At 69.4% G+C, this 11,373-nt stretch carries 12 protein-coding genes; 7 read left to right on the top strand and 5 right to left on the bottom strand.

What is annotated here, in order from left to right:
• Positions 1-245: 245 nt before the first annotated feature.
• From NK1_RS04775 to NK1_RS04760, 5 genes are all read left to right on the top strand, one after another.
• A complete protein-coding gene (locus NK1_RS04775; RefSeq protein ID WP_063007358.1) occupies positions 246-659 on the top strand; it encodes a Fur family transcriptional regulator in 414 nt (137 codons plus the stop codon).
• A gap of 36 nt (positions 660-695) precedes the next feature.
• Positions 696-2,921: a catalase/peroxidase HPI gene (katG, locus tag NK1_RS04770; RefSeq protein WP_063007357.1), complete on the top strand. Its 2,226-nt coding sequence runs from the start codon at positions 696-698 to the stop codon at positions 2,919-2,921.
• A 139-nt stretch (positions 2,922-3,060) separates the two neighbouring features.
• The gene (locus NK1_RS04765; protein WP_063007523.1) at positions 3,061-4,272 is read left to right on the top strand and encodes a TerC/Alx family metal homeostasis membrane protein; all 1,212 of its coding nucleotides are present in this window, start codon (positions 3,061-3,063) and stop codon (positions 4,270-4,272) included.
• 24 nt (positions 4,273-4,296) lie between these two features.
• Positions 4,297-4,431: a hypothetical protein gene (locus NK1_RS35995; protein ID WP_281189070.1), complete on the top strand. Its 135-nt coding sequence runs from the start codon at positions 4,297-4,299 to the stop codon at positions 4,429-4,431.
• Complete coding sequence (locus NK1_RS04760) at positions 4,424-5,380, top strand: SRPBCC family protein (RefSeq protein WP_063007356.1); 957 nt, start codon at positions 4,424-4,426, stop codon at positions 5,378-5,380. Before NK1_RS35995 ends, NK1_RS04760 begins: the two co-directional genes overlap by 8 nt.
• A 1-nt stretch (position 5,381) precedes the next feature.
• Here NK1_RS04760 and NK1_RS04755 read toward each other — a convergent pair whose 3' ends face one another.
• The 3 genes from NK1_RS04755 to NK1_RS04745 form a co-directional block, all read right to left on the bottom strand.
• Entirely contained in the window at positions 5,382-6,785 is a 1,404-nt protein-coding gene (locus NK1_RS04755; RefSeq protein ID WP_063007355.1) for an MFS transporter, read from the bottom strand.
• Positions 6,782-7,009 carry an isochorismatase family protein gene (locus tag NK1_RS04750; protein ID WP_063007354.1) on the bottom strand — a complete coding sequence of 76 codons (228 nt, stop codon included), beginning with the start codon at positions 7,007-7,009 and terminating at the stop codon, positions 6,782-6,784. Before NK1_RS04750 ends, NK1_RS04755 begins: the two co-directional genes overlap by 4 nt.
• A gap of 105 nt (positions 7,010-7,114) precedes the next feature.
• Positions 7,115-7,558, bottom strand: coding sequence for a MarR family winged helix-turn-helix transcriptional regulator (locus NK1_RS04745; protein WP_063007353.1), 444 nt, complete (start codon positions 7,556-7,558; stop codon positions 7,115-7,117).
• Positions 7,559-7,733: 175 nt separating this feature from the next.
• Here NK1_RS04745 and NK1_RS04740 point away from each other — a divergent pair, with 175 nt between their 5' ends.
• Together NK1_RS04740 and NK1_RS04735 are read left to right on the top strand one after the other, a co-directional pair.
• Entirely contained in the window at positions 7,734-9,254 is a 1,521-nt protein-coding gene (locus tag NK1_RS04740; protein WP_063007352.1) for a MutS-related protein, read from the top strand.
• A complete protein-coding gene (locus tag NK1_RS04735) occupies positions 9,251-10,729 on the top strand; it encodes a MutS-related protein (protein ID WP_063007351.1) in 1,479 nt (492 codons plus the stop codon). The genes NK1_RS04740 and NK1_RS04735 overlap by 4 nt, the downstream gene beginning before the upstream one ends.
• A 17-nt stretch (positions 10,730-10,746) precedes the next feature.
• Here the strand turns inward: NK1_RS04735 and NK1_RS04730 are convergent, their stop codons facing one another.
• On the bottom strand, positions 10,747-11,070 hold the full coding sequence (locus NK1_RS04730) for a ribbon-helix-helix domain-containing protein (RefSeq protein WP_143860283.1): 324 nt from the start codon (positions 11,068-11,070) through the stop codon (positions 10,747-10,749).
• On the bottom strand, positions 11,067-11,360 hold the full coding sequence (locus NK1_RS04725) for a hypothetical protein (protein ID WP_051025322.1): 294 nt from the start codon (positions 11,358-11,360) through the stop codon (positions 11,067-11,069). Before NK1_RS04725 ends, NK1_RS04730 begins: the two co-directional genes overlap by 4 nt.
• Positions 11,361-11,373 lie beyond the last annotated feature (13 nt).

The following is an 11,373-nucleotide window of genomic DNA, read 5'->3' as shown; positions in this document are numbered from 1 at the left end:
CCGGCATCAGTAACCACAGAAATCACAACAATCACAGATTCGGGGGTGACGGACACAGATCGCCGCACCGTCGCCCGCCCGTCCGGCTCGCTCGGGGCCCGGTCCCGCCCGCCGAGTGCGCGGGTGCGACCCGCCGGTTCCGGCCGCAGGGCAGATGGCCGGAAACTGGGTTCTCGAATCCGCACCACCGGTTACTTGAATGAGTCATACTTCGGACCGTGTCCACTACGGCGGATTTCGAGCGCATGCTGCGCCGGGCCGCGCTGCGGGTGACAGCCCCGCGGATCGCGGTGCTGACCGCTGTGGCCGACCACCCGCACTCCGACACCGACACCATCCTCGGCCTGGTCCGCGGCACCCTCGGCACGGTCTCGCATCAGGCCGTCTACGACGTGCTGCGGGCGCTGACCGAGGCCGGTCTGCTGCGCCGGATCCAGCCGATGGGATCGGTCGCGCGCTACGAGACCCGCGTCGGCGACAACCACCACCATCTGGTGTGCCGCTCCTGCGGCGTCATCGCCGACGTCGACTGCGCGGTCGGCGACGCACCGTGCCTGACCGCCGCCGACGACAACGGCTTCGTCCTCGACGAGGCCGAGGTCATCTACTGGGGGCTGTGCCCCTCCTGTTCCCTGCCGACGTCTCGATCGAACCCGTGATCACAGCCCGTTTCACTCTCTCGGAAAGGAATTACCGTGCCTGAGGAACATCCACCTATCGCCGAGGCCAATACCGAACCGCCCGAGAGCGGATGCCCCGTCGTCGGCCGCATGAAGCGACCGGTCGAAGGTGGCGGCAACCGCGACTGGTGGCCGGAACAACTCAACCTCAAAGTGCTGCAACACAATCCGGCCGAAATTCACCCGTTCGGCGCGGACTACGACTATGCCGCCGAATTCGCCACCCTGGATCTGGCGGCGGTCAAGGCCGACATCATCGAGGTGATGACGACCTCGCAGGACTGGTGGCCGGCCGACTTCGGCCACTACGGTCCCCTGTTCATCCGCATGGCCTGGCATGCGGCCGGCACCTACCGCATCGAGGACGGCCGCGGCGGCGCCGGATCCGGTATGCAGCGCTTCGCCCCGCTCAACAGCTGGCCCGACAACGCCAGCCTCGACAAGGCGCGGCGGCTGCTGTGGCCGGTGAAACAGAAGTACGGCCGCAAACTGTCGTGGGCCGACCTGATCGTCTACACCGGCAACGTCGCCCTCGAGCACATGGGTTTCCAGACCTTCGGCTTCGGCGGCGGCCGCGTCGACGAGTGGGAGCCCGAGGAGGTGTACTGGGGTCCGGAGCTGGAATGGCTCGGCGACGACCGCTACTCCGGGCAGCGCGATCTGGAGAACCCGCTCGCGGCCGTGCAGATGGGCCTGATCTACGTCAATCCCGAAGGGCCCAACGGCAATCCGGATCCGCTGGCCGCCGCGATCGACATCCGCGAGACATTCCACCGGATGGCGATGAACGACGTGGAGACCGCGGCGCTGATCGTCGGCGGGCACACCTTCGGCAAGACCCACGGCGCCGGTCCCGCCGACCTCGTCGGCCCCGAACCCGAGGCCGCGCCGCTGGAACAACTGGGCCTGGGCTGGAAGAGCTCGTTCGGCACCGGTGTCGGCAAGGACGCGATCACCAGCGGTATCGAGGTGACGTGGACCCCGACCCCGACCCAGTGGGACAACAGCTTCCTCGAAACCCTCTACGGCTACGAATGGGAGCAGACAAAGAGCCCCGCCGGGGCGTGGCAGTGGGTGCCCAAGGACGGCGCCGGCGCGGGCACGGTGCCCGACGCCCACGACCCGTCCAAGACGCAGGCCCCCGCGATGCTGACCACCGACCTGTCGCTGCGCCTGGACCCCATCTACGGGCCGATCACGCGGCGCTGGCTCGACCATCCCGAGGAACTGGCGCAGGAGTTCGCCAAGGCCTGGTACAAGCTGATCCACCGCGACATGGGACCCAAAGCCCGGTATCTGGGTCCGCTGGTGCCCGAGGAGACCCTGCTGTGGCAGGACCCGATCCCGGCCGTCGATCACGACCTGATCGGTGACGCCGAGATCACCACCCTCAAGGCGCGCATCCTGGAATCGGGCCTGACGGTGGCGCAGCTGGTGTCCACGGCGTGGGCGGCGGCGGCCTCGTTCCGCGGCAGCGACAAACGCGGCGGCGCCAACGGCGGCCGGTTGCGGCTGCAACCGCAGAACGGCTGGGAGGTCAACGATCCCGACGAACTGGCCCAGGTGATCCGCACCCTGGAAGCGATCCAGGAGGCGTTCAACACCGAACAGACCGGCAGCGTGCGCGTCTCGTTCGCCGACGTGGTGGTGCTCGGCGGTGTCGCGGCGATCGAGAAGGCCGCCCGCGACGCCGGTTTCGGGGCGACCGTCCCGTTCACCCCCGGCCGCAGCGACGCCACTCAGGAACAGACCGACGTGGAGTCGTTCTCCGCACTCGAGCCCAAGGCCGACGGTTTCCGCAACTACCTCGGCAAGGGCACCCGCCTGCCGGCGGAGTATCTGCTGGTCGACAAGGCGAACCTGCTGCGGCTGACCGCGCCGGAGATGACCGTGCTCGTGGGCGGTCTGCGCGTACTCGGCGCCAACCACAAACAGTCGCCGCTGGGTGTGCTCACCGACAATCCCGGTGTGCTGAGCAACGACTTCTTCGTCAACCTGCTCGACATGAGCACCGAGTGGAAGCCGTCGCCCGCCGACGACGGCACCTACATCGGCACCGACCGCGCCACCGGCGAACAGCGCTGGACCGGCAGCCGCGTCGATCTGGTGTTCGGCTCGAACTCGCAACTGCGGGCGCTGGCCGAGGTGTATGCCGCCGACGACGCCAAAGCCACGTTCGTCGACGACTTCATCGCCGCCTGGAACAAGGTGATGAACGCCGACCGGTTCGACCTGGCCTGATCCCGTAACGCCCGGATGCCCCGCACACCACCGCCGGTGCGCGGGGCATCCGCACGTGCGGGGGAGCATGTCGATCGCCGCGAGTGCGCCGGCGCGGACGCTACAGTCACCCGAGACCCCTCGGGCACAGGAGGCCACCGTGACCGTTCCGCTGCTGGCATGGGCCGGTGCGCTGGCGCTGATCGTCGTGCTGCTGGTGTTCGACTTCGTCTTCCACGTGCGCGGCGCGCATTCGCCGACCCTGCGCGAGTCGGCGGTGTGGTCGGCGGCCTACATCGGGGTGGCGGTGGCGTTCGGGTTCGTGGTGTGGGGGCTGGGCGGATCGGAGATGGGGGTCGAATACTTCGCCGGTTACATCACCGAGAAGGCGTTGTCGGTGGACAACCTGTTCGTCTTCCTGGTGATCTTCACCGCCTTCCGGGTGCCCGCGGCCGCCCAGCAGAAGGTGCTGCTGGTGGGGATCGTGATCTCGCTGGTGGCGCGCACCGGGTTCATCTTCCTCGGGGCGACGCTGATCAACCGTTTCGCGTGGGTGTTCTATCTGTTCGGCGGAGTGCTTCTGGTGACCGCGGGAAACATGCTGCGTCCCGAGAGCGAGGACACCCACTCCGGTGACGGGCTCGTGGTGCGCGCGACCCGGAAACTGTTGCGCACCACCGACTTCTACGACGGTGACGCGATGACCACGATCGTCGACGGGCGACGCCGGTTGACCCCGATGATGTCGGCGATGATCGCGATCGGCGGCACCGACGTGCTGTTCGCCCTCGACTCGATTCCCGCGATCTTCGGCCTGACCCAGAACGTGTTCCTGGTGTTCACCGCCACGGCGTTCTCGCTGCTGGGTTTGCGGCAGCTGTTCTTCCTGCTCGAGGGGCTGCTGGACCGGCTGATCTACCTCGGTTTCGGGCTGGCCGCCGTGCTCGGCTTCATCGGCGTGAAGCTGATCCTGCACGCCCTGCATCACAACAGTGTGCCGTTCGTCAACGACGGCGACCCGGTGCCGGTGGCCGAGATCCCCACCGGGTGGTCGCTGGTGGTGATCGTCGCGATTCTCGTTGTGACGGTCATGGTTTCGCTGTGGAGCCCGGCCGGGCGCGCGCAGACCGCCGTCGCCGGAGCGCGCCGCTACGCCACCCGCTACCTCGATTTGGGTTATGAGGCCGACCAGGCCGTCCGCGAACGCACCTATGCGCGCATGCTGGACTCGGAACGAGCGATGGCCGCCCTGCCGGGCAAATATGTGCACCGCTTCCGCGCCGACGACCTGACCACCCTGCTCGCCCGCGCGCACGTCGTGCACGAGGACCGCATGGAGCGCATCCGCGCCGGCCTGCCGCTGCGCATGTGAACAGCCGCTCACCGAGATCGACCTGTGGCTGGCCCCTACCGGCAGCTGTGGGACACCAGCCTCGACGCGCTCACCCGCCACCTCGACGTCCTGGCCGCCGCCGACGACAACACCACACCCACCGATGCCGAGACCGCGAGGAGTGATGACAATGAGTGACCCGTCCGCCGAACTGACCACGATCGACGGCACCCCGACATTGCGATTCGAGCGCCGCTTCGCCCACCCCCGCGAACGCGTGTGGCGGGCCATCAGCGATCCGCAGCAGATGACGGCGTGGTTTCCCGCCGCCGTGCAGACCGAACTGCGCCCCGGCGCGCCGATGCGGTTCGTCTTCGACGACGAAGCGCCCGTCGACGGCACCTGGGACGGAGAAGTCCTCGAGGTCGATCCGCCGAAGGTGTTCATGTTCCGCTGGAACCGCGACGTGCTGCGATTCGAACTGATCGCCGACGGCGACGGCTGCCGGCTGGTGTTCACCCACGCGCTCGGCGACGGCCCGACCGGCCGCCTGGGCGCCGCCCGCACCGCCGCCGGATGGGACGGCTGCCTGACGAACCTGGACGCCGCCCTCGACGAGACCGCGGTGAGCGAGGACCCGGCGACCGGATGGCTGGCGCGAGCCGAAGCCTACATCGAGAAGTTCGGGCTGGCCCGCGGCAGCGCCGAACCGGGCGCGGATCCCGAATCCGATGTGGTGCTGCGGTTTTCGCGTGATCTGGTGTGGCGGCCCGCGGACACGATCTGGGCGATCCTGGCCGAGGACCAGTCGCCGCGCGTCGGTGCGATGCCACCGGCGCGCGCGACCAACCCGCAGATCGAACCGGGACCGGTCACCGCATGCGATGCGCCGCGGCTGCTGGAATACGAGGTGTCGGTGGCCGGGCAGCCGGCGGGACGGGCGCGGTGGGAGATCGTCGCCGATCCACGACTGGGCACCCGCGTCGACTTCACCCACACCCTGCCCCACCGCCTCGCCGCGCACCGCGCCGCATTGCTGGCCGCCTGGCAGGTGCAGTTCGAACTGTTCTTCGCCGCCACCCAGGGCGAGATCCGATGCCCGTGGCCCCAGCAGCGGGTCACCGAACTGACCGCCACCTACAGCTGAGTCACCGCGCCGCCCCTCGGCCGGTGCGGACCGGAATCGTGGTGTCCAGCAACGTCATCAGCGCGACGGCGACACCGAGGCCGACGATCACCCACGCGATGGCGTGCAATCCCGCGTCGGTGGTGGCCGAACCGAAGCTCAGCGCGATCAGGCTGGAGGAGAAGATCGCCCCCATATAGGCGAAGGTGCGATACAGCCCCGACGCCACCGCGACCTGCCGCGCCGGCGCCTGCACGTACAGCGCGGCCTGGTTGGCGAACCCGCTGGCGCCGCTGGCCACTCCGAACAGCAGCGACATCGCGATCAGCACGATCACCGGCGAGTCGTGGGTGATCACGACCATCACCAGACCGGTCGCGATCAACGCCGCACCGCTGGCGGCCAGCGGCACACGCACCCAGCCGCGATCGGACACCAGGCGCGCGATGACGATGCTGATCGCCGAGAGCGGCAGCAGGATCAACCCCACCTGGGAGGCGCTGTAGTGCGCGGCCTGTTCCATCCATTGGCTGGTCCCGTAGAGGGCGGTGTAGGTGCCCAGCGACACCACCGCCTGCCGCAGATAGGTGCGCAGCAGCCCGCCGTTGCGGGTCAGCATCCGCACATCGATGAGCGGGCTGCGGGCCCGCCACTCCCACGCCACCAGCGCGGCGGCCAGCCCCAGCGTCACCGGCAACAGCCACCACAGCGGTGAGCGCAGATCCGACAGAAACCTCAGCATGCCGATCACCGCACCGCCGAACAGGCCGATGCCGACGATGTCGATCGCGGCCGGCAGCGACCCCTGATCGCGGCGGCGCGGCTCATCCTTCGGCACACCGGTCAGCGTCGCCACCAGCGCGACCAGAGCGAGCGGAATGTTGACGAAAAAGATTGCGCGCCAACCGAACACCCCCGCCAGCAGTCCACCCAGCGGCAGCCCCACCACGGAGGTCACCTGCGCGGCGATCGAGAAATTACCCAGCACCCGCGCCGGCACCCCCGTCCCGGCGTCGTCGGCGCGCCGCCGCACCAGCGCCATCGCGGTGGGAAACGCCGCCGAGGTGCCGATTCCGATGAGCGCCCGCGACACCACCAGGAATCCGAAAGCCGGCGCGGCGGCGCCGATCACGCCGGCGGCGATCAGAATGATCAGCCCGCCGGTGAATACGCGCCGCGGCCCGAACAGAGTGGCGAGTTTGCCCATGGTGGGCTGGGCGACGGCGCTGCACAGGTACAGCACCGAGATGAGCACGGCGGTGGTGCCGGGGCCCCGGTGGAAGTCGACGCCGATGCCCACGAGGGCGGTGGCGATGGTGGAGGTGTTGATCGGGTTGAGGGTCGAACCCAGTAACAGCGGCCCCACGAAGCGGGCGGTGAACGGGTCGCTGCGGGCGGGCGCGGTATCGGCGGGGGCGGCTGTCACGAGCGCGCCGCCAATGTGTGTAGCACGTCGTCGGTGCGCCCCGGCGGGGTACCGGCGACGTTGACCAGCACCACCGGCAGGTCACGGTCGCGGAAGGCTCGCGCGAGAGTGGCCGCGCGCGCGATGACCGGTTCCACCGGATGTGCCAGCGGGCGCCCGACGATGCCCTGCTGCAAATCGATCACGATGAGAGCGGTGGCCGGGTCCAAGGTGGTGACGGGCATGACGAATTCCTTTGTGGCGTGCGAGTTTCGAAACACCGGATGCGGCGCGCGCGGGGACGCGCGGGCCCGGTGGCCGGGTCGCGGATTTCGGTTGTGGGCGCTCGGTCAGCCGGCGCGGCCGATGCGGTCGAGCAAATCGATCGCGTCGGCGAGTTGCCGAACTTCGGCGTCGGTGAATTCGGCCTCGATGACGCGGGTGAGCCAGTCCTCTTTCGCGCGGCGGCCGGTGCGGAATTCGTCGCGGGCGGCGTCGGTCAGGTCCAGGACGGTTTTGCGGCCGTCGGCCGGATCGGGTGTGCCCGCGATGAGACCCGCATCTTCCAGTGCGCGAACGATTTTCGCCATCGATTGCGGGCGCATTCCCGCCGCGTGGGCCAGCTGGGTGGCCGTGGCGGGCCCGCCCTGTTCGAGGCGGATGAGGACCGAGCTCTGGGATTTGGTGAGGTCGCTGCCCTCGGCCTGAGCACGCAGCTGCCGCAGCAGCCGGCTGACGGCGACACGCAGATCGCTCGCCACCGCCGCAGCCGTGGGCGCAGGCTTTCCGGACATGACTCCACCGTATCATTTACTAAGCTAACTGTGTAGTTGGCTGTACAAATTGGCCCGCTCCCGCCTCGTTCGGTCGCGATTACTTGACGGCCGGTAAGTAATGTGGCTAGCCTGACCGAAAAGCCCCCTACCGGGTCGTTCATCCGATCCGGGCGGTGTGGGAAGTGGGTGGGGAATGCAGATCGTCAGCGTGTTGTGGCCGGTACCGGCCGAGCAAGTCGCGTCCGTCGAGGTCGGCGCGGACGCGCTGACCGATCTGGAGATCGCACCGCTGATCGCCGCCATCATCGGCGAGACCGATGACCACGACCTCGCCGCCCTGCTGCACCGCCCGGTCCGCGACCCCGACACCATACGATTCCGCCAGGAAGTGTTCACCGACCTCGACGACGAGGAAACCTATTCCGCCGCAGAGGATTTCGTGATCGCCATGTGGCGGGTGCGACGCCGGCTGCGCGTCGCGGGCGAGCTGCATCACCCCCATCAGCGCCACCGCCTGCACCTCGACGCCGCCGCCGACTACGTGACGGCGGTGACCGCGCTGCACACCACGATCGCACGACTGCCACTGCGATCGCGAGCCCTGCTGCGGTGGCGCACCTACCTCGACACCTATTGCGCGAGTCCGGATCTGCGCGCACTGGCAGGCGACGTCGACGCCGTGCAGGCCGCGCTGGCCCAGGTGCGGTACCGGCTGCGGATCGTCGACCGCACCCTCGAGGTGAGCGCCGCCCGCCCCGCCCCCGACTACACCGCCGCCGTGACAGAACTACTCGCCCGCTTCGGCGCACCCCACCGCCACGACCCGCGCCCGCGACCGGAGTGGCCGGATATGAACCAGACCGAGGAACAGATCCTCGACCGGGTCGCCGCCCGGTACCCGGCGCCGTTCGCGCGACTGGCCGACTTCGTCACCCGCCATCGTGATGTCATCGCCCCCGAGGTGGCCGACTTCGACCGAGGCATGCAGTTCTATCTGCGCTACCGCCGCTTCGCCCACCGCGCCGCCGGAACCGGGCGCAGTGTGTGCCTGCCCGAGATCGCCGCACCGGGCGGACCGATCCACGCCGACCGCGCCTACGACCTCGCCCTCGCCATGCGCTCACCGAACACTGTGGTGTGCAACGACTTCCGGCTCGACGGCCCGCAACGGCTGGCGGTGGTGACCGGCCCCAACCAGGGCGGCAAAACGACCTTCGCGCGCACGATCGGGCAACTGGTGTACTTCGCCGCGCTCGGCGGCCCGGTCCCCGCGCACACGGCGCGGCTGCCGTTGCCCGATCGCATCCACACCCACTTCGAACGCGCCGAACACGCCGGCGACCCGGACGGAAGGCTGCTGACGGAGCTGCGGTCGATGCGCGAGATTCTGCGGACCGCGAGCGCGGACACCCTGATCGTGCTCAACGAGAGTTTCTCCACGACCACCACCCACGACGGCGTGCGCATCGCCGGCGAGGTCCTGGCCCACATCGTGCGGCGCGGCGCCTGGGGCGTGTGGGTGAGCTTCTTCGACGACCTCGCCGAAGCCGGACCCGAGGTGGTGTCGATGGTGGCACTGACCGACCCGGACGACCGCGCACACCGCAGCTACCGCATCGTGCGCCGCCGCGCCGACGGCCACGCCTACGCCACCGAACTCGCCGACCGCTACGGACTCGGCTACGACGCGGTGACCGCGAGGCTGGCGCGATGAGGGTCCGGCTGCTCTACCCCGGCGACACCACACCCGCACCCACCGCGCTCGGCGAGACCGCCGTCGAGGATCTGGGCCTGTCCGCGCTGTTCGACGCGATCGCCGACAGCGATCCGGCGACAGCCGACGCGGTCCGGGCCGTGATCGCCGCCGCCCCGGCCGATCCGGCGGTGATCTCCCACCGCCACGCCGTGCTCACCGACTGCTGCGCGAATCCGCACCTCGTGCGCGCCGTCCACGACATCGCCGCCACCGCGACCGCGGTGCGGCGCTGGACATCCGCCACCGGGCGGCGAGCCAACGGCACCCTGGTGCTCGCGCTGCCACCGTTCACCGAACAGCTCGAACTGCTGCGCCGACTGCGCGTCCTGCTCGAACGCGACGGCGACCGCGTCACCGCCGCGGGCTGGACCGACCTGATCGCGACCACGAAACAGTTCGACGACACCTACCTGCAGGCGGTGCACGACGAGCTGAGCGTGCTGCGCTTCGACCACGGAGTCGAATTCGAAGCAGGCCTGGGCGCCGGCAACAAGATCACCGATGTGGTGGTCCACCGGCCACCGCCGCCGCGCCGGCCACGATTCGGATTGTCGCGCGGCGCACACGTTTTCGACGCGATCGCCGACGGTGATCTCACGTCCGATCCGGTGATGCAGCTCGAGGATCACGCGCTGGCCGAACTCGCGGACGTGGTCGCCGGAGCCGCCGACGAGTTGCATGCCTTCTTCCTGCGCTTACGTGACGAGACCGCCTTCTACCTGGGCTGCCTGATCCTGCGAGACCGCCTCGACCGCGCCGCCATCCCCTACTGCCTGCCGCATCCCCACCCACCCGGCACGACGCGGCTGCACTGCCGTGGGCTGCGCGACATCACCCTGGCCCTGGGCGCTACCCCCGCGCCCGTCGCGGGCAGCGACCTCGCTGCCGACGGGCGATCGCTGCTGATCGTCACCGGCGCCAACAACGGCGGCAAATCCACGTTCCTGCGCAGCCTCGGCGCCGCGCAGCTGATGATGCAGGCCGGGATGTTCGTCCTCGCCGAGGAATTCGCCGCCGACGTCCGCGACGGGGTGTTCACCCACTTCGTCGGCGACGAGGACCACACCCTATCCTACGGAAAACTCGCCGACGAACTGGTCCGGATGAACGCCGTGATCGACCGGATCGGGCCACACGGGATGCTGCTGTGCAACGAGGCGTTCGCCTCCACCGGCGAACGCGACGCCGGCCGTCTCGCCGGACCGCTGCTGCGCGCGCTCACCGAGGCCGGGGTGAAGGTCGTGTTCGTCACCCACCTCCACGACTACGCCCGCACCCGCCACGCCGAGGCACACCCGGGCGATCTGTTCCTGCGCGCCGAACGCCGCCCCGACGGCACCCGCACCCACCGCATCGTGCCCGGCCCGCCCGAGCCCGGCGGTCACGGCTACGACCTGTGGGCCGCCACCGAATTCGACGCCCACGAACACTGACGGGCGCCGCCCGCGCCTCAGGCCGAGGGACGCAGACTGCTCAGCACCCGGATCGCATCCGAGAGCGGGATCATGCGGCCGGGTTGTTCGGCGAGCAACCCCATCTCGATGTATTGGCGAATCAGCATCGAGGGGGTGATGCAGTGCTCGGCGGCCGCCTCCCGGATCCGGTCGCGCAGATCCTTCGGCAGTTTCAGGGAGGTGGTGACCATGCCGCGTTCGATCTCTTCGCCCGTGGGCGGCAGCGCGGGTGCGGCGGCGGTGTCGTCGAACACCAGCGCGTCCACCACCGCCTGCGGGTCGGCGCCGGGCTTCGGTTCGAAGATGTGCTTGTCGGTCATCGGTTCGCCTCCCATGCGGTGTATTCCTCGAGCTGCTGCGGGCGCATCTGCGCGGCCATCACGATCTCCCAGGTGCCGGCCGACTCCGGCGACGGCCGCATCCGCAGCATCACCACCAGCGGACGGCCCGCATCGGTGCGGCCCCATACGGTGGTGACGGGCAGCCCTTCCGGGGTGCGGGCCGGGCGCGGCCAGCGCCGCGACGAATACAGCACCTCCATCACCTCCCAGGGCGCCACCTCGGCACGATCCAGGAACGAGTGGATTCCGATCCACCATGCGTACTCCACGCAGCCACCATAA

The sequence above is a fragment of the Nocardia kruczakiae NBRC 101016 genome (genome assembly GCF_001612965.1).
Classification (GTDB): domain Bacteria; phylum Actinomycetota; class Actinomycetes; order Mycobacteriales; family Mycobacteriaceae; genus Nocardia; species Nocardia kruczakiae.
This window is presented reverse-complemented; position numbering and strand designations above follow the sequence as displayed.